The sequence below is a fragment of the Rhizobium sp. PP-CC-3G-465 genome (genome assembly GCF_004343445.1).
GTDB classification, from domain to species: domain Bacteria; phylum Pseudomonadota; class Alphaproteobacteria; order Rhizobiales; family Rhizobiaceae; genus Ferranicluibacter; species Ferranicluibacter rubi.
Genome location: NZ_SLYH01000001.1, coordinates 865733 through 886122 on the forward strand (window position 1 = coordinate 865733; position 20390 = coordinate 886122).

General features: G+C 62.0%; 18 protein-coding genes, 1 tRNA gene, 2 pseudogenes and 2 riboswitches. Of the genes and pseudogenes, 14 read left to right on the forward strand and 7 right to left on the reverse strand.

Annotation, left to right across the window (positions count from 1 at the left end):
* Positions 1–242 precede the first annotated feature (242 nt).
* From C8J33_RS03940 to C8J33_RS03980, 9 genes are all read left to right on the forward strand, one after another.
* Positions 243–1409 (forward strand): cysteine desulfurase family protein, encoded by a 1167-nt coding sequence (locus C8J33_RS03940; protein ID WP_132663203.1) that lies wholly within the window; start codon positions 243–245, stop codon positions 1407–1409.
* A gap of 137 nt (positions 1410–1546) precedes the next feature.
* The gene (gene sufB, locus C8J33_RS03945; RefSeq protein ID WP_110727906.1) at positions 1547–3016 is read left to right on the forward strand and encodes a Fe-S cluster assembly protein SufB; all 1470 of its coding nucleotides are present in this window, start codon (positions 1547–1549) and stop codon (positions 3014–3016) included.
* Between the two features lie 81 nt (positions 3017–3097).
* Positions 3098–3439, forward strand: a complete 342-nt coding sequence (locus C8J33_RS03950; protein WP_132663204.1) for a GIY-YIG nuclease family protein — start codon at positions 3098–3100, stop codon at positions 3437–3439.
* A gap of 129 nt (positions 3440–3568) precedes the next feature.
* Complete coding sequence (gene sufC, locus C8J33_RS03955; RefSeq protein WP_062593062.1) at positions 3569–4324, forward strand: Fe-S cluster assembly ATPase SufC; 756 nt, start codon at positions 3569–3571, stop codon at positions 4322–4324.
* Between the two features lie 14 nt (positions 4325–4338).
* Positions 4339–5613: a Fe-S cluster assembly protein SufD gene (sufD, locus tag C8J33_RS03960; RefSeq protein ID WP_132663205.1), complete on the forward strand. Its 1275-nt coding sequence runs from the start codon at positions 4339–4341 to the stop codon at positions 5611–5613.
* A 45-nt stretch (positions 5614–5658) separates the two neighbouring features.
* Positions 5659–6900: a cysteine desulfurase gene (locus C8J33_RS03965; RefSeq protein ID WP_132663206.1), complete on the forward strand. Its 1242-nt coding sequence runs from the start codon at positions 5659–5661 to the stop codon at positions 6898–6900.
* Positions 6901–6910: 10 nt separating this feature from the next.
* Entirely contained in the window at positions 6911–7303 is a 393-nt protein-coding gene (locus C8J33_RS03970; RefSeq protein WP_110798940.1) for an SUF system Fe-S cluster assembly protein, read from the forward strand.
* 75 nt (positions 7304–7378) lie between these two features.
* Positions 7379–7771 carry a Fe-S cluster assembly scaffold SufA gene (sufA, locus tag C8J33_RS03975; RefSeq protein WP_092933832.1) on the forward strand — a complete coding sequence of 131 codons (393 nt, stop codon included), beginning with the start codon at positions 7379–7381 and terminating at the stop codon, positions 7769–7771.
* Between the two features lie 182 nt (positions 7772–7953).
* Entirely contained in the window at positions 7954–9762 is a 1809-nt protein-coding gene (locus C8J33_RS03980) for a sensor histidine kinase (protein ID WP_132663207.1), read from the forward strand.
* Positions 9763–9816: 54 nt separating this feature from the next.
* On the opposite strand, the gene gcvP is transcribed toward C8J33_RS03980, so the two are convergent.
* From gcvP to gcvT, 3 genes are read right to left on the reverse strand one after another with little or no spacing between them, the layout of a single operon-like run.
* Positions 9817–12687, reverse strand: coding sequence for an aminomethyl-transferring glycine dehydrogenase (gene gcvP / locus C8J33_RS03985; protein WP_132664443.1), 2871 nt, complete (start codon positions 12685–12687; stop codon positions 9817–9819).
* An 11-nt stretch (positions 12688–12698) separates the two neighbouring features.
* On the reverse strand, positions 12699–13061 hold the full coding sequence (gene gcvH / locus C8J33_RS03990; RefSeq protein WP_092983806.1) for a glycine cleavage system protein GcvH: 363 nt from the start codon (positions 13059–13061) through the stop codon (positions 12699–12701).
* A 15-nt stretch (positions 13062–13076) separates the two neighbouring features.
* Positions 13077–14255 (reverse strand): glycine cleavage system aminomethyltransferase GcvT, encoded by a 1179-nt coding sequence (gcvT, locus tag C8J33_RS03995; protein ID WP_132663208.1) that lies wholly within the window; start codon positions 14253–14255, stop codon positions 13077–13079.
* Between the two features lie 41 nt (positions 14256–14296).
* Positions 14297–14371: riboswitch (glycine riboswitch) on the reverse strand.
* Positions 14372–14374: 3 nt separating this feature from the next.
* A riboswitch (glycine riboswitch) is annotated at positions 14375–14459 on the reverse strand.
* Between the two features lie 314 nt (positions 14460–14773).
* Here gcvT and C8J33_RS04000 point away from each other — a divergent pair.
* A pseudogene (locus C8J33_RS04000) lies at positions 14774–15145 on the forward strand (copper chaperone PCu(A)C); the annotation flags it as partial.
* A 9-nt stretch (positions 15146–15154) separates the two neighbouring features.
* On the opposite strand, the gene C8J33_RS04005 reads toward C8J33_RS04000, so the two are convergent.
* Entirely contained in the window at positions 15155–16273 is a 1119-nt protein-coding gene (locus C8J33_RS04005) for a mechanosensitive ion channel family protein (RefSeq protein ID WP_132663210.1), read from the reverse strand.
* Positions 16274–16438: 165 nt separating this feature from the next.
* Between C8J33_RS04005 and C8J33_RS04010 the strand changes: the two genes are divergently transcribed.
* Together C8J33_RS04010 and C8J33_RS04015 are read left to right on the forward strand one after the other, a co-directional pair.
* Positions 16439–17467 carry a L,D-transpeptidase family protein gene (locus tag C8J33_RS04010; RefSeq protein ID WP_132663211.1) on the forward strand — a complete coding sequence of 343 codons (1029 nt, stop codon included), beginning with the start codon at positions 16439–16441 and terminating at the stop codon, positions 17465–17467.
* A gap of 250 nt (positions 17468–17717) precedes the next feature.
* A complete protein-coding gene (locus tag C8J33_RS04015; protein WP_110798933.1) occupies positions 17718–18077 on the forward strand; it encodes a DUF4189 domain-containing protein in 360 nt (119 codons plus the stop codon).
* A gap of 31 nt (positions 18078–18108) precedes the next feature.
* On the opposite strand, the gene C8J33_RS26905 is transcribed toward C8J33_RS04015, so the two are convergent.
* The 3 genes and pseudogenes from C8J33_RS26905 to C8J33_RS04025 form a co-directional block, all read right to left on the reverse strand.
* Positions 18109–18246: a hypothetical protein gene (locus tag C8J33_RS26905; protein WP_165929722.1), complete on the reverse strand. Its 138-nt coding sequence runs from the start codon at positions 18244–18246 to the stop codon at positions 18109–18111.
* 675 nt (positions 18247–18921) lie between these two features.
* Positions 18922–19107: pseudogene (locus tag C8J33_RS04020) on the reverse strand (hypothetical protein); the annotation flags it as partial.
* A gap of 135 nt (positions 19108–19242) precedes the next feature.
* A tRNA-Lys gene (locus C8J33_RS04025) sits at positions 19243–19318 on the reverse strand.
* A 165-nt stretch (positions 19319–19483) separates the two neighbouring features.
* Here C8J33_RS04025 and C8J33_RS26910 point away from each other — a divergent pair.
* Together C8J33_RS26910 and C8J33_RS04030 are read left to right on the forward strand one after the other, a co-directional pair.
* Complete coding sequence (locus C8J33_RS26910; protein ID WP_165929723.1) at positions 19484–19627, forward strand: hypothetical protein; 144 nt, start codon at positions 19484–19486, stop codon at positions 19625–19627.
* A gap of 10 nt (positions 19628–19637) precedes the next feature.
* Positions 19638–20384 carry a cytochrome c biogenesis CcdA family protein gene (locus C8J33_RS04030; protein ID WP_110727891.1) on the forward strand — a complete coding sequence of 249 codons (747 nt, stop codon included), beginning with the start codon at positions 19638–19640 and terminating at the stop codon, positions 20382–20384.
* Positions 20385–20390 lie beyond the last annotated feature (6 nt).

Consider the following 20390-nt stretch of genomic DNA (forward strand, 5'->3'; position numbering starts at 1 on the left):
CCGATAAGCGGATAAGACGGCCGAGCAGTCTTGACGAAAGCACTCAGCTTTTCTAAAACCAGTTTAGAACCATTCAAAACTTTGCACGACCTGCGTGCAGGTGTCGTCTCTTACGGCAAGCGAAGCGAAAACTTCAAGGAAAATGCGGTGCCTGCTCCGGTTTAGATGGGCCGGCGGACGCTTTTGGCAAGAACAGATCACCTGACGCGCGATGCGTGAGGGAGAGGATACGGACGGTCGATATGGCCATGGCACGGATCTACATGGACTGGAACGCAACGGCGCCGATCTCGGCCGTCGTGCGCGACGCGTTCCTGTACGCGTTCGACCTGACAGGCAACGGTTCCTCCGTTCACGCGGAAGGCCGTCGGCTGAAGACGGTGATCGAGGCTGCGCGGCGTGACGTGGCTGCGCTCTGCGAGGCCGAGCCTGCCTGCGTCACCTTTACCAGCGGTGCGACGGAAGCGGCCAATATGGTGTTGACCCCGGATTTCCGCATGGGCCGGACACCGCTCGGCATCGGGCGGCTTTATGTTTCGGCCATCGAGCATCCCGCCGTGCGTGAGGGTGGACGCTTCCCGCAAGATCGTGTCCAGGAATTGCCGGTCACACAGGCGGGAACGATCGATCTCGATGCGCTTGATCGGGCTCTGGCGGCCCATCCGCGGGAAGAGGGCATTCCGATGGTGGCCGTCATGCTCGTCAACAACGAGACCGGTGTTATCCAGCCGATCGCGCAGGTTTCCGAGCGTGTGAAGGCGGCAGGCGGTTTGCTGGTCGTGGATGCCGTTCAGGCCATCGGCCGCGTGCCGGTGTCGATCTCGGATCTGGGTGCGGATTTTCTCATTCTTGCCTCGCACAAGATCGGCGGCCCGAAAGGGGCTGGTGCGCTTGTCGCACGCGGCGAGGTGCTGATGCCCCGGCCGCTGATCCATGGTGGTGGGCAGGAAAAGGGGCATCGCTCCGGCACCGAGAATCCGGCGGCGCTTGCCGGATTCGGCGCAGCAGCGCGTGCGGCAAAGGATGCGCTTGGTGTTTACCCTTCGCAGGTCACGACTTTGCGCGACAGGCTGGAAGCCGGTATGCGGAGAGCTGCACCGGACGTCCTGATCCATGGCGCCGATACCCCGCGGGTGGGGAATACGACATTCTTCAGCCTTCCCGGGTTGAAAGCCGAGACGGGGCAGATCGCTTTCGATCTGGAAGGGGTTGCCCTGTCTGCCGGATCGGCCTGCTCTTCGGGCAAGGTGGGGCAGAGCCACGTGCTGATGGCGATGGGGCAAGATCCGTCGCTTGGGGCGCTGCGTATCTCGATCGGGCCCACAACAACGGTCGAGGAGATCGACCGCGTTATCGACATCTTTGCCCGGATCGCCGGGCGCCGCCGGTCGAATATCGCGGCGGCCTAAAGAAAGCGTGTGAAAGCTGAGTTTCCGTGGCCGAAAAAGGGTGAAACTGCCCGCTCGGCCCATTACATAGACGGCACGACACAATCGTGCCTCACAGAGGGCCGGATCCTTGACATCCGGCAAGACGGGAGAATGACATGGCTGCCGTGCAGGAAACAATCGATCAGGTGAAGCTGATCGACGTTGACCAGTACAAGTATGGTTTCGAATCGATGATCGAGATGGACAAGGCCCCGAACGGCCTTTCCGAAGAGATCATCCGGTTCATTTCCGCCAAGAAGGATGAGCCCGACTGGATGCTCGAATGGCGTCTGGAGGCCTATCGCCGCTGGCTGACGCTGACCGAGCCGGACTGGGCGCGCGTCAACTATCCGAAGATCGACTTCAACGCGATCTCCTATTACGCCGCGCCGAAGAGCACGCCCGGCCCGACCTCCATCGACGATGTCGATCCGGAGATCCTGAAGATCTATGAGAAGCTCGGCATTCCCCTGCGCGAGCAGGAATTGCTGGCCGGCGTAAAGACTTCGAAGATCGCGGTCGATGCGGTGTTCGACTCGGTGTCGGTCGTCACGACCTTCAAGGAAGAGCTGAAGAAGGCCGGCGTGATCTTCATGTCGATCTCGGAAGCCGTCCGCGAGCATCCGGACCTTGTGAAGAAGTATCTCGGCACCGTGGTTCCGACCACGGACAACTACTATGCGACGCTGAATTCGGCGGTCTTCACCGACGGCTCGTTCGTCTTTGTTCCCAAGGGCGTTCGCTGCCCGATGGAGCTGTCCACATATTTCCGCATCAATGAAAAGGGCACCGGTCAGTTCGAACGGACGCTGATCATCGCGGAAGAGGGCGCTTACGTCTCCTATCTCGAAGGCTGCACGGCACCGCAGCGCGACGAGAACCAGCTGCATGCGGCCGTGGTCGAGCTCGTTGCGCTCGACGATGCCGAGATCAAGTATTCGACGGTCCAGAACTGGTATCCGGGCGATAAGGACGGCAAGGGCGGCATCTACAACTTCGTCACCAAGCGCGGCGATTGCCGCGGCAACCGGTCGAAGATCTCGTGGACGCAGGTTGAAACCGGCTCCGCAATCACCTGGAAGTACCCGTCCTGCATCCTGCGCGGCGACGACAGCCGCGGCGAGTTCTACTCGATCGCGGTCTCGAACGGCCACCAGCAGATCGACAGTGGCACGAAGATGATCCATCTCGGCAAGAACACGTCGAGCCGCATCATCTCCAAGGGTATCGCCGCCGGCGTGTCGCAGAACACCTATCGCGGCCAGGTCTCGGCCCATCGCAAGGCGACGAACGCGCGCAACTTCACCCAGTGCGATTCGCTCCTGATCGGCGATCGCTGTGGCGCGCATACGGTGCCCTACATCGAGGCGAAGAACTCGACGGCGCAGTTCGAGCACGAGGCGACGACCTCCAAGATCTCCGAGGACCAGCTGTTCTACTGCCTGCAGCGCGGCATCCCGGAAGAAGCGGCGATCGCGCTGATCGTCAACGGTTTCGTCAAGGAAGTCATCCAGGAACTGCCGATGGAATTTGCGGTCGAAGCGCAGAAGCTGATCGGGATTTCGCTTGAGGGGTCTGTGGGCTGATGCAGCTCTAGGACCGCTTTGCTCTCTTCGTCATCCTCGGGCTTGTCCCGAGGATCTGATCCGGCGTCCATGGAGACAGAGTTGTCGGGTTTTGTTTACATGATGACCGATAAGCCTCGCGGCGTGATTTACACAGGCGTGACGAGCGATTTGGCGGGACGGGTGCGGGAGCATCGGGATCATGTACACGAGGGGTTTACGGCAAAATACAGAGTGGAAAAGCTGGTGTGGTTTGAACGCCATCCGAACATTGTCCTGGCGATACAGCGGGAAAAGTCGCTGAAACGGTATCGGCGGGAGTGGAAAATGAAACTGATCGAGGGCCTCAATCCAACGTGGACCGATCTGTTTGAACATATTGATGAAATCGACAATCCATATTGTCCGCATTTAAACACTATAATGTGGGGCAGTTACAATTGAGACGACGGCAGATCCTCGGGACAAGCCCGAGGATGACGTTCGCGGGTTGCACCGTGGTTTTGCCATCGTCTTTCAGGATCAAATAAGCCATTGGTCGTGATCGCCACTGGCCGCCGGAAGGAATGACCAATGCTTGAAATCAGAAACCTCCATGCCCGGATCGCCGAGGATGGCACCGAGATCATTCGCGGATTGAACCTGACCGTGAAGGCCGGGGAAGTTGCGGCCATCATGGGGCCGAATGGTTCGGGGAAATCGACGCTGTCGTACATTCTTTCGGGCCGCAAAGACTATGAGGTTACCGAGGGCGACATTCTGTACAACGGCGAGAGCATTCTTGAGCTCGACGCGTCGGAGCGTGCCGCAAAGGGCATCTTCCTCGCCTTCCAGTACCCGGTCGAAATCCCGGGCGTTGCCACCATGCAGTTCCTGAAGGTGGCGATGAACGAGCAGCGGAAGTATCGCGGCGAGGAAGAGCTGAAGACCCCGGATTTCATCCGCCGGGTCAAGGAAGCGGCCGCCGAGCTGAAGATTAACCCGGATATGCTGAAGCGGCCGCTCAATGTCGGCTTCTCCGGCGGTGAGAAGAAGCGCGCCGAGATCCTGCAGATGGCGCTGCTCGCGCCAAGCCTCTGCATTCTCGACGAAACCGATTCGGGCCTCGACATCGACGCACTGAAGATCGTGTCCGATGGCGTGAACGCTCTGCGGTCGCCGGATCGCGCCGTGATCGTCATCACGCATTACCAGCGCCTGCTGGAATATATCGTGCCGGATACGGTCCATGTCCTCTACAAGGGCCAGGTCATCAAGACCGGCGACAAGTCGCTGGCGCTGGATCTGGAAGCCAACGGCTATGCCGACATCATCGGCGCGGCGGCTTGAAGGAGCGTTTGCTCATGAACATTCAAAACACGATCACGCGAACGGCGGCCGAAACGGCGCTGCTCGAAGCGTATAACCACCAGCTGAGCGACCTGCCGGGCGACGGCGCCGTTCTCTCGGCGCGCGACCTGCTGCTGTCCGACCTGAAGGATGCCGGCCTGCCGACGCGACGTCTGGAGGCGTGGCATTACACGGATCTGCGCGCATTGCTGCGCAACGTTCCCGCCTTTGACGGGTCTGCCTTCGCGGAAGCGGTCGCACCTCTGGCTATCGGCTCGTCCGTGCTGACGGTGCTCAATGGCCGGGCCGACGTTGGCGATGTGCCGCAGGGCGTCGTCGTCAAGCGATATGGCGAGAGCCTGCTCGATGGCACGGCAGCCGGCGATCTGGTCGAACGGAATGCGGAAGATGCCATCGGTCGCATCAACGGCACCTTCGTTCGCGATGGTTTCGAGATCGAGATCCCGGAAGACACCGTTCTCCTCCAGCCGCTGGAGCTTCAGATCGTCCAGAGTGCCGGGCAGAGCCACAGCCGCTTTCCGGTGACCTTCGGGGCCGGTTCCAAGGCGACCGTGATCGAGCGGCATCTGTCGGTCGATGGCAAGCCAAGCCTCGTTTCGTCGGTCTCCGATCTCATCATCGAGGCGGGTGCCGAGGTGACGTGGATCCTGCTGCAGCAGCAGGGCGACGACGATACGCATCTCGGTCAGCTCAATTTCGAGCTGGGCGAAAACGCGTCCTTCAAGCTGTTCGTCATCAATGCCGGTGGCAAGCTGGTGCGTCAGGAAGTGCATGGCGTGGTGACGGGTGAAGGCTCGGACTTCAAGCTGCGCGGCATCAACCTGATGGGCGGTGATACGCTGACGGACGTCACGTTCACGCTGGGCCATGACGTTGCGAACACGACCTCGACCGAGATCATCCGCAATGTGCTCTTCGACCGGGCACGCGGCGTGTTTCAGGGGCAGATCCGTGTGGCGCAGGATGCGCAGAAGACGGATGCGAAGATGGCATGCAACACGCTGTTGCTTTCGGACGATGCGGATTTCTCCGCAAAGCCCGAACTCGAAATCTTTGCCGACGACGTGCAGTGCGGCCATGGCGCAACAGTGATCGACCTGAACCCGACGCATCTCTATTATCTCCAGGCCCGCGGTATTCCGGAAAGCCGGGCGCGTGCCATGCTGGTCAACGCCTTCGTGGACGAGATCGTCGAGGAGCTGGAGAGTGAACCGCTGATCGAGCCGCTGGAGCTCATCATCTCCGAATGGCTGGCGCGCCACGCCTGATCGTATCAGGCACGCGCTCGGACAAAGGCAGAAAGCAGAGGCACCATGGACCAGACGGTTTCCCTAGAGACATATGACGTCGAGCGGATACGGCAGGATTTCCCGATCCTTTCGCGGACCGTTTACGGCAAGCCACTTGTCTATCTCGACAATGGCGCCTCGGCCCAGAAGCCGCAGGCCGTCATCGACGCGATCAGCCACGCCTATGCCAATGAATATGCCAATGTCCATCGCGGCCTGCATTTCCTGTCGAATGCCGCGACGGATGCCTATGAGCTGTCGCGCGAGAAGGTGCGGCGGTTCCTGAACGCGCCGTCCGTCGATGACATCGTGTTCACCAAGTCCTCCACCGAGGCGATCAACACGGTCGCCTATGGCTGGGGCATGCCGAAACTCGGTGCAGATGACGAGATCCTGATCTCGATCATGGAGCATCACTCCAACATCGTGCCCTGGCACTTCATCCGCGAGCGGCAGGGCGCCAAGCTCGTCTGGGCGCCGGTGGACGATCAAGGCGTGTTCCACATCGACGACTTTGTCAAATGCCTGACGCCGAAGACGAAGCTGGTGGCGATCACGCATATGTCGAACGCGCTCGGCACGATCGTTGATGTCAAGGAGATCTGCCGTATCGCGCATGAGCGCGGCATCCCGGTTCTGGTCGATGGCAGCCAGGCGGCCGTGCACATGCCGGTGGACGTTCAGGACATCGATTGCGACTGGTACGTCATGACCGGCCACAAGCTCTATGGCCCCTCGGGTATCGGCGTGCTTTACGGCAAGAAGGAGCGGCTGGCCGAGATGCGTCCCTTCATGGGCGGCGGTGAAATGATTATCGACGTCAGCGAGGACGCGATCAGCTACAACGAGCCGCCGCATCGTTTCGAGGCGGGTACGCCGCCGATCGTACAGGCGATCGGGCTCGGTGTTGCGCTCGACTATATGGACGGGATCGGTCGCGACAGGATCGCGCGGCATGAGGCGGATCTCGCCGCCTATGCGGCCGAGCGGCTTCAGTCGGTCAATGCGCTCCGCGTTATAGGACAAGCACCGGGCAAGGGTGGTATCTTCTCCTTTGAAATCGAAGGGGTGCATGCCCATGACGTTTCCACGGTCATCGACCGTGCCGGCGTCGCGGTGCGGGCCGGTACGCATTGCGCCATGCCGCTTCTCAAGCGGTTCGGCGTGACGTCCACCTGCCGGGCCTCGTTCGGGCTTTACAACACGCGCGCCGAAGTCGACGTGCTGGTCGCTGCGCTGGAACAGGCGCGGAAATTCTTTGCGTGAGGATACGAGCATGACCCTAGAGACCCCGGCCGACACGACAGGCGAAACGCCGGATGCCCGTGATGGGATCGTCCAGTCGGCCATCCCGCCGGAAGAACTGGCGCGGCTGTCGGACGACGTGATCTCCGCGCTGAAGACGGTCTACGACCCGGAAATCCCGGCGGATATCTACGAACTCGGCCTGATCTACAAGATCGACATCGAGGACGACCGCATGGTGAAGATCGCCATGACGCTGACGGCGCCCGGCTGCCCGGTGGCCGGCGAAATGCCGGGCTGGGTCGAGAACGCGGTCGGCACTGTCGAAGGCGTTTCGGGTGTCGAGGTGTCCATGACATTCGACCCGCCATGGACGCCGGACCGGATGTCCGAGGAAGCGCAAGTCGCCGTCGGCTGGTATTGATCGCAGGCCAATAGGGTCTTACATTCGAATGCGAAGCACCGGGCCTTGAACCCGGTTGTTGCAAGGAGAATTTCCATGGGTTTTGCGGTCATGAGCCTGTCCGACGCGGCGGCACAGCGCGTCAACGCCATCGTCGATAACGCGGGTGGCGACACGAAGGGCATCCGGCTCTCCATCAAGAAGGGCGGATGCGCAGGCATGGAATATGCCGTCGATCTCGTGAGCGAACCCAATGCCAAGGACGACCTGATCGAGCATGCGGGCGCCCGTGTGTGGGTCGCGCCCGAGGCGGTGCTCTATCTGCTCGGCACGCGCATGGATTTCGAGGTGACCAAGATGCGGTCTGGCTTCACCTTCAACAATCCCAACCAAACATCGGCATGCGGTTGTGGCGAATCGGTCGAACTGAAGCCTGCGGATCTTGCAGCGCTCGCCGCCAAGGGTGATGCGGTGGTGCGGGTCGGCTGACGGGCAACTGCGACGATACGGCCTGGCAAACGTCGGGTTTCATCCTCATTCGTTGGCGTCGATAGCTCACCGGAGAATTTCCGTGCTGTCTGCGACTTTACTTTTGATCTCGCAGCAACCGGCCCGACATTATTCGTCCATATGATATCATCGATACGCACCGAAGTGGCAGAGGCACTGACTTGCCCAGTCTGGACCGGACGACTCTTGAGGCTCTGTATAACGACCATCCCGACGCCGTTATCGTGACGGCGCCGGGAGGCGCGATCCTTTCGGCAAATGCGGCCGCGGCCAGCCTGTTCGGGTTCGATGCGCGCCTGATGGTCGGCCGACCGTTCTCTCCGCTGCTCGACGAAGCCTTTCCGGATAGCGCAGGCAGCGCGCATGACATCTCCGTTCTTTACAAACGCGCAGACGGCACGCGCTTTACCGGGATGACACGCACAATCGCAGTTCCCGACGCTGGCGATGTGCCGGGAGCATCCATCCGGATCATTCGTGCCGAACATCTGCGCGACGCCACGGACGACATACCGTCGATCCGCACTGTGGATACGGCCCTCGACGTGATCGCAGAGGGCATTGCGATCTACGACGAGGACGAACGGCTGATCCTCTGCAACAAGGCCTATCGCCAGCTCTTCGGCCCTGTCGGAGAGCGGCTGCAGATCGGCATGTCGGTGGCCGATTTCGCGCTGCAACTGCTGTCGGAAGAGGGGATGGAGCTGGGATCGGCCGAGGCCGAAGCCTGGATTCGGCGTCAGGTCGATTTGTTCCGCAGAGCGGACGGCATGCCGGAGATCTTCCCTTACAACAACGGGCGGTGGCTGAGGGCCGAGAATACGCTGACCGCCGACGGCAATACCGTTGCCATCCGGGTCGATGTGACCGACCTGAAGCGAGTCGAACAGGAGCTGGATCGGCAGCGGCAGGACTATGCGACGCTGGTCGAAACCATACCCGACTTCATCACCCGCATATCGCCCGACCTCGTCTACACCTTCGTCAACCAGCGTTTCGCCGCCTGTATCGGCTTGTCCGCGAACGCAATTATCGGCCGAAGCTGCCTTGATTTCGTCGTCGAGGACGATCCGCTGGTGGATATTTTCCGCGGCCTGACGCCGGAGGAGCCGGCCACGGCGCAGGAGCAGTGCCGCGTGTCCGCGAATGGCGTGGAGATCTGGATGCTGTGGTCGAACCTCGCGGTCTTCGACGGTCGGCGCCTTGTCGAATATGTCACGGTGGGGCGCGATATCACCGAGATGAAGCGGCAGCAGATGCGCATTGCCGAGCAGCGTTCGGAGCTGCAGCGGAAGAACGAGGCGCTGGGGCAATTCACCAGCAGCGTCTCGCACGATCTGAAGGCGCCGATGCGGCAGATCTCCATGTTTGCGGAGATGATCGCCGACGACATCGCGACGGACAAACTGGAAGACGTGCCGGTTTACGCAACGCAGCTGCGGAGCAAATCACGACGTCTGATGCAACTGGTCGATAGCCTGCTCGACTATGCAAGGATCGCGGATCGAATCACGAGCCCCCAGCGCGTGGGCTTGCGCGACGTGGTCGAGGATGCGCTCGGCAATCTCCAGAACGATATCGCCGAAAGTGGCGCGCAGATTACGGTCGAGGCGCTTCCGGATGTGATCGGGGATTCGGAGCTCCTGAAGCGCCTCTTCCAGAACGTCATCGGCAACGCCATCAAGTACCGGCGGACAGGTGTGGTACCGGAACTGACGATTACGGGATGGCGGGACGGGCGGATCGCGCAGATCGCATTTCCAGACAATGGCGTCGGCATCGATCCGCAACATGCAGACAGGATCTTCGACATCTTCCAGCGGCTGCACCGGGATGAAAGCATCTTCCCCGGCACCGGCGTCGGCCTGTCGCTCGCCAGGCGCATTGCGGAGAGCCATGGCGGCACGATCGTGCTCGACCCGGAGTACCGGAACGGCGCGCGCTTTGTCGTCAGTCTTCCGGCTGCCTGACGAGACGTTCGATGTGAAAAGGCCCGCTTGACGAGAGCGGGCCTTCCTTCATGCTTACTCCGCGGCTTCGGCGTAATCCTCGAGCGGCGGGCAGGTGCAGACGAGGTTTCGGTCGCCGTAGACGTTATCGACGCGGTTGACCGGCGACCAGTATTTGTCGACGCGGAAGGCGCCGGGCGGGAAGCAGGCCTGTTCGCGGGAGTAGGGGCGGTCCCAGTCACCCACGAGGTCTTCCACCGTGTGCGGGGCGTTCTTCAGCGGGTTGTTGGTCCGGTCGAGACGACCTTCCTCGACGGCGCGGGCTTCCTCGCGGATGGCCAGCATCGCGTCGCAGAAGCGATCGATTTCGGCTTTGGTTTCCGACTCGGTCGGCTCGACCATCAGCGTGCCGGCAACAGGCCAGCTCATGGTCGGGGCGTGGAAGCCGCAGTCGATGAGACGCTTGGCGACATCGTCCACGGTGACGCCGGCGCTTTCGGCCAGCGGGCGCGTGTCTATGATGCACTCATGCGCGACGCGGCCCTTTTCCGACGTGTAGAGCACGTCATAGGCGCCCTTGAGACGGGCGGCGATGTAGTTGGCGTTGAGGATCGCGACCTTGGTCGCCTGCGTCAGGCCTTCGCCGCCCATCATCAGGCAGTAGCTCCACGAGATCGGCAGGATCGAGGCCGAGCCGAAGGGAGCAGCCGAGACCGCGCCCGTGCCGGCGCTATCCGGATTGGACGGATCGCGGGGCAAATAGGGTGACAGATGCGCCTTGACGCCGATCGGCCCCATGCCCGGACCGCCGCCACCGTGCGGGATGCAGAAGGTCTTGTGCAGGTTGAGATGGCTGACGTCGGAGCCGATATCGCCTGGGCGGGAGAGGCCGACCATGGCGTTCATGTTGGCGCCGTCGAGATAGACCTGACCGCCATGCGTGTGGACGATCTCGCAGACCTCGCGCACGCTCTCCTCGAACACGCCATGCGTCGAGGGATAGGTGATCATGCAGCAGGCGAGCGTATCGGCATATTGCTCGGCTTTCGCACGGAAATCATCCATGTCGATATCGCCATTGGCGCTGACCTTGACCACGACGACCTTCATGCCGACCATCTGCGCCGAGGCGGGATTGGTGCCGTGCGCCGAGGTCGGGATGAGGCAGATGTCGCGGTGTCCTGCATCATTGGCGAGGTGGTAGGCGCGAATGGTCAGGAGGCCGGCATATTCGCCCTGTGCGCCGGAGTTCGGCTGCATCGAGATCGCGTCGTAGCCGGTGACGGCGCAGAGCTTTTCGGAGAGATCGTCGATCATCGCCTTGTAGCCGAGCGCCTGATCGGCGGGAACGAAGGGGTGAATCTCGGCGAATTCCGGCCAGGTGATCGGCAGCATTTCGGCTGTCGCGTTCAGCTTCATCGTGCAGGAGCCGAGCGGGATCATGGCTCGGTCGAGCGCGAGGTCGCGATCCGAGAGCCGGCGGATGTAGCGGGTCATCTCGCTTTCCGCGCGGTTCATGTGGAAGATCGGGTGGGTGAGGTAGGCGCTGCGACGCAGGAGCGCCGACGGCAGGCGGTAGTCCGGCTCGAACTGCGCCACCTTGAAATCGCCGCCGAAGGCGCGCCAGACGGATTCGAGCGTGACCGGCCGCGAGCGCTCGTCGAGGCTGATGCCGATGCGGGTCTCGCCGATCTTGCGCAGGTTGACGCCTTCCGCCACGGCCGCCTTCATGATGACGGACTGCAGCTTGCCGACCTCGACGGTCACCGTGTCGAAGAAGGTTTCCGGCTCGACGGCGTAGCCGAGAGCCTCGAGCCCCTTGGCGAGCCGAACGGTCTTCTGGTGGATGCTCTGTGCGATGGCCTTGATGCCTTCCGGACCATGGAACACGGCATACATCGATGCCATGACGGCCAGCAGCACCTGGGCGGTGCAGATGTTGGACGTCGCCTTCTCGCGGCGGATATGCTGCTCGCGGGTCTGGAGCGACAGGCGATAGGCGCGGTTACCGCGGCTATCGACCGAGACGCCGACAAGGCGGCCGGGCATGGAGCGCTTATGTGCGTCCTTGACGGCCATGTAGGCCGCGTGCGGGCCGCCATAGCCGACGGGGACGCCGAAGCGCTGCGTCGAGCCGATGGCGATATCGGCGCCCATTTCGCCGGGCGACTTCAACAGCGCCAGCGCCATGGGATCGGCAGCCATCACGGCGATCGCACCGGTCTGGTGCAGGCGGGAAATCAGTCCCGTGAAGTCGCTGACATGGCCGTAGGTGCCGGGATACTGGAAGATCGCGCCGAAGACGTCGGCCGACTGCATGTCCTCGAATGGGTTGCCGACAAGGATCGTCCAGCCGAGCGGTTCGGCACGGGTCTTCAGAAGTGCGATGGTCTGCGGATGGCAGTTCTCGTCCACGAAGAAGGTCTTCTGCTTGGACTTCGAGACGCGTTCGGCCATGGCCATGGCTTCGGCTGCCGCCGTTGCTTCGTCCAGCAGCGAGGAGTTGGCGACGTCGAGGCCGGTAAGGTCGCAGACCATGGTCTGGTAGTTCAGCAGCGCCTCAAGACGCCCCTGGCTGATTTCCGGCTGGTAGGGCGTGTAGGCCGTGTACCAGGCGGGGTTTTCCAGAATGTTGCGCTGGACGACAGGCGGCGTGATGGTGCCGTAGTAGCCTTGCCCGATCAGCGAGACCAGCGGCTTGTTCATGTTCGCCGTTTCGCGCAGCGTGTCGAGCGCTTCGCGTTCGGTGAGCGCCGCACCCCAGGCGAGCGGCGTCTTCTGGCGGATGGAAGCGGGAACCGTATCATCGATCAGCGCGTCGAGCGAGGGATAGCCGATCACCTTCAGCATCGCGTCCATTTCGGAGGGCGAGGGGCCGATATGGCGGCGGTTGGCAAAGTCGTATGGCTGATAATCCGTGAAGGTGAAATCGGCCGGCGTTGTCACAGGCGTCGTCATCAGGCGATCAGCTCCTTGTAGGCGTCCTCGTCCAGCAGCGCATTGGCAGCGGAGGGGTCGGAGAGTTTCAGCTTGAAGAACCAGCCGGCGCCCTGCGGGTCGCCATTGACGAGCGCGGGGTCCTCAACGATGGCCGGGTTGGTTTCCAGAATCTCGCCGTCCAGCGGACAATAGACGTCGGAGGCAGCCTTGACGGATTCGACGGTCGCCGCGCTCTCGCCCTTGGTGAGCGCCGTGCCGGTTTCGGGCAGTTCCACGAAAACGAGGTCGCCCAACTGGTCGGCAGCGTGCTTGGTGATGCCGACAGTCGCGACGTCGCCGTCGATCTGCAGCCACTCATGTTCGTCGGTGAATTTCAGCATGGGATCGGCTCCTGATCAGCGCTTGTAAGTGGGGGTGATGAAGGGAAGAGCGGAAACCGTCATCGGCAGATACTTGCCGCGCAGTTCCGCAAAAACGGTGGTGCCGGGCGTCGCGAGAGGGGTATCGACATAGCCCATGGCGACGGGATGGCCGACGGTGGGTCCGAAGCTGCCGGAGGTAACCTTGCCGACTTCGGTGGTGCCGGCTGCATCCGAATAAAGTTTCGCGCCGCCGCGCACGGGCGCCTTGCCGTCCGGCTTCAGGCCGACGCGGCGGATCGCCGTGCCGTTCGTTTGCGCGTCCAGAATGGCGCCGGCGCCCGGAAAGCCGCCGCTGCGGGCGCCGCCCGTGCGGCGGGATTTCTGGATGGCCCATTCGAGCGCTGCCTCGATGGGGCAGGTCGTCGTGTCGATGTCGTTGCCGTAGAGACACAGGCCGGCTTCGAGGCGCAGCGAGTCGCGGGCGCCGAGACCGATCGGCAGAACATCGGGATGATCGAGCAGGCGACGGGCGATATCCTCGGCCTTATCGGCGGGAATGGAGATCTCGAAACCGTCCTCGCCGGTGTAGCCGGAGCGGGAGATGATGCAGGGCACGTCGTGGATCAGCGCCTCGGCGACGTCCATGAAGCGCATGGCGGCAACATCGGCCCAGAGCTCGGCCAGAACGCCTTCCGCGCGCGGGCCTTGCAGCGCCAGCAGTGCGCGGTCTTCGAGCAACGCCAGTTCGAAGCGATCGCCCAGATGCGCTTTCAGATGTGCGAAGTCGGCTTGCTTGCAGGCAGCGTTGACCACGATGAGGAACCGGCCGGGCAGGCGCGCAATCATCAAGTCGTCGAGGATGCCGCCGGTCTCATCGGTGAAGAGGGCATAGCGCTGGCGGCCTTCGGCGATGCCGAGCACATCGACGGGCACGAGGCTTTCCAGGGCCAGCGCTGCGTCTTCCAGCGTGCCGGATGCGGCGCGCAGCTCGATCTGGCCCATATGGGACACGTCGAACAGACCGGCGGCGTCGCGGGTATGCAAATGCTCCTTCAGGACACCGGCGGGATACTGAACCGGCATGTCGTAGCCGGCGAAGGGCACCATGCGGGCGCCGAGGGAGAGATGCAGGGCGTGTAACGGCGTCTGCTTCAGCGGGGCGTCGTTCAAGGCTGTGTGATCGTCCAAATCCGGTCTCCAGGTTGGCGCCATGCGCCGGCTCGTGTCAACGCGCACGGAGTCGTGACGTCGAATGAGCCCCCTCTGTTCCTGTGCCTGAGATTGTTATCCCTTCGGCGAGCGAAATGCTTCTCTCCAGAGTCCTGCCGGCATCCTGATGGTTCGTGGGCCTGAGAGTTTCCGGGGCGGTTGCTCCTTCGGCACCAGCTCGAAGCTGGATTCTCCCAACAAGATCGGGTTCAGATAAGAAGGATAGGGCATCCTTGGCAAGCGGAAAATGTCGCAACGACCAAGATTTTCGTCGTCGCTGGCATGGTGCGGAAAGCGCCCCGATGTGTGGACGTGCCCGTTTCCGGCTTTGCTTTATCCCGGGCTCGCGATAGCAATGTGGTCGCACCCTTTACTCTCGCGCGGACGCGCCTGGAGACGACGACATGCCTTCGGTCAAGACCATTCTCATTGCCGCCCTGTCGATGGCATTGCCTATGGCGCTTGCCGCCATGCCAGCCATATCGGCCGAAACCGTCAAGAGCGGTGGGCAGGTCGTTGCGGGTGCGCTGACGATCTCCGGCGGCACGGCCAAGCCGATGCCACCCGGGGCGAAGGTCGGGGGCGGGGGGCTGACGATCGCCAATGCGGGGCCAACCGACGACAGGCTCGTTGCGGTCGAGAGCCCTGCGGCCGGTCGCGTCGAACTGCATGAGATGACGATGGACAACGATGTGATGCGCATGCGCAAGCTCGACGGCATTCCCGTGCCGGCGGGGCAAACGGTGACGCTTGCCGGCGGCGGGCTGCACCTGATGTTCATGGATGTTGCAAAACCATTTCGCCAGGGCGACACCATCCCGCTGACGCTGACCTTCGAAACGGCGGGGAAGATTGCCTATGAACTCCCGGTGGGCACGCTCGCCGGATGGTAATTCGCCTTCTCAGGCCTGTGCGCGCATGGGTGTGGTGACGGCGATATTGCCGAGGGCATCTGCTGTCTTGAGTTCCGCGCGCAGGTGCGGAAGGGCGGTGGGATAGGTACTTGCGATGAAGCCGATGATCTTCTCGCGCATCTCGCAACGCAGGTCGAAGGCACGTGCGGCATTGGATGCCGAGCAGAGGATGCGGATCTCCACCGTCTCCGGCTTCAGGTCCGTCACCGCGATATTGATGACCTGCCCATCCCAGAGCGGAGACGCAGCGGCAATCTTCTCGGCTTCCCTTCGAACGGCATCGACGGGCACGCTGTAGTCGAGATAGACCATCACGGTGCCGATGAGAGCAGCGGTTTCGCGGGTCCAGTTCTGGAACGGCTTTTCGATGAAGTAGCTGAGCGGCAATACGAGACGGCGCCAGTCCCAGATCTTGACGACGACATAGGTCGCGGTGATCTCCTCCACATTCCCCCATTCGCCCTCGATCAGCAGCGCGTCGTCCAGACGGATGGGCTGGGTGATGGCGAGCTGAATGCCGGCGAAGAGGTTCTTGAGCACCGGCTGCAGCGCCAGACCGAGCACGATGCCCGCAACGCCCGCGGAGGCGAGAAGGCTGACGCCATATTGCTGCACGGCCGGAAATGTCATCAGGCAGGCGGCAATGCCAAAGATGATGATGACGAAGCCGGCGATGCGCTCCATGATCCGCGATTGGGTGACGTGCTTGCGGGCGAGGAGATTGTCTTCCGCATCGAGCTTGAAGCGGCGCAGATAAACCGTCGTCCAGATATGCAGCGTGACCTTGCCTATCCAGGCGAAGACGAGGATGAAGCCGAGCAGCAGGGTATGATGCAGGGTCTCCGCCTGATTGGACGTCAACGGCGCGATGGAGACGCCGAAGGAAAGGGCGACCATGATGGCCACCAGCCGGGTTGGGCGCTCCGAGCGTGCCACCAGCGACCGCCAGAACAGATCGTACTTCGCGGCAATCCGCGTTGCGATCTCGAACAGAATCCTATGGACGAAGATGCCGATGCCGAACAGCAGCGCGAGAAGGATGACGCTGACGGCCCATGCGGGCACCCAGCGCAGGGATTGGTCCAGCCATGTGATCATATCGCTCATGCGAAGAGGTTAGGGTGCGCTGCAGCATTGTGTAGGCCCGACGTCGGCTTTTCTGTTGTAGGCGGGCTTCAGGAAAGATTAACCCTGTATGGCGAGTGTGTTCATGGTGCGCGTCGTGCGCCGCTGCGACACAACTTCGTCGCGATTGTGATCGATAGAGGCCACATGCCAGCATTTCCCCGCCTGAAAGCCCTTCGCAAGGCCTGCGTCCAGACTGCCGCTATCGCCGCGCTCGGCATGGCGCTCAGCGGCTGCGTGGCGCTCGACATGACGGAAGCGCCGCCGAAGCTGTCGTCGAAGATGGTGGCAGAGATGACGCGCAAGGGCATGAAGGCGGAGAGCCCGGTGCTCGTGCGAATCTTCAAGCAGGAAAGCGAACTGGAGATCTGGAAGGTCGATCGCAGCGGCAAATACGCTCTGTTGAAAACCTATCCGATCTGCCGATGGTCGGGAGATCTCGGGCCGAAGCGGAAGTCGGGCGACCGGCATGCGCCGGAAGGTTTCTACCATGTCACCAAGGGCATGCTCAATCCGAACTCCCAGTTCTACGTGTCGTTCAACCTCGGTTATCCCAACCGGCTGGAGAGCGCGCTCGGCTATACGGGCGAGGCGCTGATGGTGCATGGCGCCTGCTCGTCGTCCGGCTGCTATGCCATGACCGACCAGGGTGTGGGCGAAATCTACGCGATCGTCGCGCGGGCGCTCGAGGGCGGGCAGCCGAGTTTTCAGGTGCAGGCCTATCCCTTCCGCATGACCGCCCAGAATATGGCGGCCCATCGCGGCGATCCTGATCTTGCCTTCTGGCGCGTCCTGAAAGAGGGCTACGATGCCTTCGACATCACCCGCCGACAGCCGAAAGTGTCCGCCTGCGGTGGGCGCTACGTGTTCGACAAGACGTTCCTGAACGGCGAACCGGCAGACCCTCTTGCGCCGTGCCCGGAGGCCGCGCCCAGCATCGAGCCGCAGGCGCTTGCCAAGATCGCAGAAGAAAGCCGCGCGATCGACGCTCTCATCGGCGGACCCGTGCCGATCGCTGCTTCCATGAGCGCTTATGTCGATGGTGGCATGCATCCGGTTTTCCGAACGCTCTTGAAGCAGACGGGCGCCAAGGGGATGGCAGCGAAGGTGTCCGGTACGAAGTACCCGATCAGCCGGCCGGACGCAGCTCTCGCCGATCCGTTCGCCGGGAAATAGGGTAACAGCCGGCGCTGCTGCGCCGACCGTCTTGGCGTCATTGGATGCGCCCGCGACGGGCCTTGACGATCAGAGCCATCGGGCGTCGTTCACCATGCGCATTAGCTATGCTCGATATTAAAAAGCTGGCGATGATCGCGCCCATATTGTCGAGTCTCATTACCTCCTGTAGCAATCTTTCCCGTGTCCCTCGCCATTCCGGCAGGGACGCCCGATGACAATCGGGACATTCGATCTCGGGGGAGATTTCATGAAGACCTTTATTCGTATTGCCTTTGCAACGACCATTCTTCTTGCCGGCCCTGTTAGCTCGGCCTTCGCCTTCGGCGCGATCGCCGTCAACGACGAACAGGGCATGGCCGCCGACGAAGCCGGCTATGGAATGGGTTGGGGAAGCTCCCGCAAGGAAGCCGAACGCAACGCCGTCCAGGAGTGCAAGTCGGCCGGAAACGATGACTGCAAGGTTGCTGTGTGGTTCGAACAGTGCGGCGCCTATGCCGGCGACCGCGTCAATTATGGCATTGGCTACGGCTCGACCCAGAAGGCGGCCGAGACGATGGCGACGAAGGATTGCCCGAACTGCAAGATCGTCGTTTCGGATTGCCAGTAGGCCAAACCCAACTCTCGCGTTGTCTCAGAGCCTAAAGGCGCTGAATGGACTCGATGTTCGCCCGGGACGCCGCGGTGCCCCGGTGCGGAACGAGAACGATGGTCAGGACCGTCGCGACGAGCGAGGCTATCAGTATGACGCCAAGGGGCAGGGAAGTGGGTCTCATCATGGCAGCGTCCGCTTGGTCGACTGAAGGCGATCGCGCGGCGCAGGGCATCGCAGGATTCGCTCCAAAACATTGATCTCATACACGCTTCTGGACCGGTGAGCCGGGCGCCTGCGCAGTGATCTTATTGTGCCGGGAGAAACTGTCCGCAAGCTGTCCACCGACCGGGGCAGGCGCTCTAAGGCCGTGCGGAGATCACGAAGTGTTGCGCCTGGAATGCTTGCGTGACGTCTGTTCGATCTTACATCGGTGCAAACGAAGGATGGCGCGCCATGTATAAGTTCATGATGAAGGAATTGATCGTCGTCATAGCAGCGCTATGCGCCATATCAGGCTTGACGTTCGCCATGCTCGCCGTGTCGGTATAACAACGGGCGTCTTGATGCCGTGCGGTAAAGTCCGCGTCGTTAGAGAACAAATATCCCGCTGACCATTGCGATTAGGACGGGGACACCCACCAGCCAAACGAGAAGCTCGCGAGTCATAAAGGTGCTGTAGTCGTCGTGATCGACGCCTCTTCGCGGCCGTTGTTTCCTGGCTTCCATCACCGCTATCTCCTGTTTCAGCCCGCTCACTGCCACTTCAACCAGGAATATGCGTTTTCGTTCCGCTTCAGATGACGCGATATTAGATGGCCCGTTCCTCAGGACTTGTGATCGTTTAGATTTTCAATGAGGGAGAGCGTCCCCCAGGGATCGCCGTCTCCGTTACGGAAACCGGATCGCTGGCCGGAAATGTGTCTTCGAGCCCTTCCTCCAATGCGTCCTTGCCCTCGCCTGAAGCCTTTTCCTGTCGGACGGATTGAACCGCGGGTGATTCCTCGTCTTCGGTAGGCCGGAAATCACCATTCTCGCCGCCCGTCATCGGCACCTTCTTGAATTCGATCATACCGTCGTCTCCCGTTTATTTAGATATTTCGGAAACGATGTCTGTGACAGAATGTTCCCTGCATGGACCCCTGGCGGGTATGATGTAGAGCTGGCTGTCCGATGGGGAGAGTGGTGAGCGCGCAGGGATTCGAACCCTGGACCTACAGATTAAAAGTCCGTTGCTCTACCAACTGAGCTACGCGCTCCCGCGCCGGTCACCTGGGCGGCCGGCGAAAGTTGGCGGAGATATGCATAGGCGCGCGGTTGCGGTCAACCCATAAATCCATGGATCCCCGATTTCGCGGCGACAGGCAGCCCATTGCGTGGGATGCCGGGAGGACCGGCATGCCTTCAGGACGTGCGCAAGCAGCATGGGGTTCAATGGCGGGTTCGTCCTCGACGGGCGTCACGTCTCCGGCATGCGGCGTCTGGCACCATTGCTGGCGACCCGCTTGCGCGGTAACACCGTCACCAGCCGTGTGGTGCTGTCCTGCGCGACCGCGCGTCGTCTCTGAGGAACTGGTTTTGTCGATAGCCGATATCTCGATCTGGACGGCCGTGCTCGCGGGAGCGTTGTCGTTCCTGTCGCCCTGCGTACTGCCCCTCGTGCCGCCCTATCTCTGTTATATGGCGGGTGTTTCCGTGGATCAGTTCCGTGGGACGAACGGCGCGGCGGCGGTTGCGACGCGGCGGGCGGTTCTGCCGTCGGCGCTTCTGTTCACGCTCGGCTTTTCCACCGTCTTCATCGCGCTTGGCATCGGCGCGTCGTCGGTCGGTCTTCTTCTGCGGCAGCATATGGACCTCCTGTCGCGAATCGGCGGTATCGTGGTCATCATCATGGGGCTGCATTTCCTCGGCGTGCTGCGCATCGGCCTGCTCGGGCGCGAGGCGCGCTTCCAGGGTGGGGGGAAGCCGGCGACGCTGTCGGGTGCCTATATCATGGGCCTTGCCTTCGGCTTCGGCTGGACGCCCTGCATCGGCCCCGTGCTGGGCACCATCCTCGGCGTCGCGGCAGCGCGCGATACGGTATCCGAGGGCGCTGTCCTTCTCGCGGTCTATTCCCTCGGTCTTGCCATCCCCTTCTGGATCGCAGCCGCCTTCTCCGGGGCGTTCATGGGGTTCCTGTCGCGCTTCCGCCGCCATCTCGGGCTCGTGGAAAAGATCATGGGCGGCCTGCTCGTCGTGGCGGGTCTCGCCTTCCTGTTCGGTCTCGTCAGCACCGTCTCCATCTGGTTCCAGCAGACATTTCCGGTTCTGATGCAGATCGGTTGAACAGAC